The sequence below is a fragment of the Thiolapillus sp. genome, from assembly GCF_048562965.1.
Taxonomy (GTDB): domain Bacteria; phylum Pseudomonadota; class Gammaproteobacteria; order Chromatiales; family Chromatiaceae; genus Thiolapillus; species Thiolapillus brandeum_A.
On sequence record NZ_JBHNMF010001305.1, the window covers coordinates 1 to 712 of the forward strand.

The 712-nt window shown below is 56.3% G+C and carries 1 protein-coding gene; it reads right to left on the reverse strand.

The genetic code is table 11. The annotated features are described in order from the left end of the window. Positions 1–497: 497 nt before the first annotated feature. Positions 498–712 (reverse strand): restriction endonuclease subunit S (locus tag ACOCD2_RS23975; RefSeq protein WP_293653914.1); only part of this gene is annotated, 215 nt, incomplete at its 5' end.

Consider the following 712-nt stretch of genomic DNA (forward strand, 5'->3'; position numbering starts at 1 on the left):
CGATCCGCGCAGGTCATCGGCGATGGCCCAGAGTGTTTTACCCAGTTGTATTCGATCCTGTTGGCTCATTCGTTGTTTTCCTCCATCTCCACGTGAGTCCATGGTATCAGCCGGGCGGGCAAGTATCCGGGATTACTTCCGTGGTGGTTTTTTGGCAGGTCACCAGCGTCCCGTGAGGCACGGTGACAAACGAAGCGCGGCCTGACGGCGGCGCGCCATGATGGATGGCCTGCCGGAATCCTCGCAAAAAGCAGGGGATATCGGCGTGTCCGCCGGCCAATATAACCTTTGTTGTGTATCGCCATTATCGTTTTATGCGACACAAGGCAGTTTGTCGTCCCCTGGCGATACACAAGGACGTTCATGACACCTCCCTGCCCTCCGCGATATTGATCAGCCTCGGAAAGCTCAGAATGGCTGGCCTGCGTTACCTGCGGCAACAGACCCTTGCCGTCCAGATCAGAGCGAAGAAGGCCGTTCGGCACAGAAGGTTGCATCTATGCCACCTCCTGCGGGAAAAGCTGCTGCATCAGGCCTTTCTTGAGGTTCTTGAGGGCGTCGAGCTTGTGCGACTCCAGCCCGATCACCTCATCAAGGGAGGAGAGGCAGTGGGCGATTTTTTGTTGTTCGGTAGTCTCGGGCGGTATTGGAACAGGGTATTCTTTTATGGAGTTGATATCTCCGCGGGGCATTTTCACTCCCTTCGCCCCTG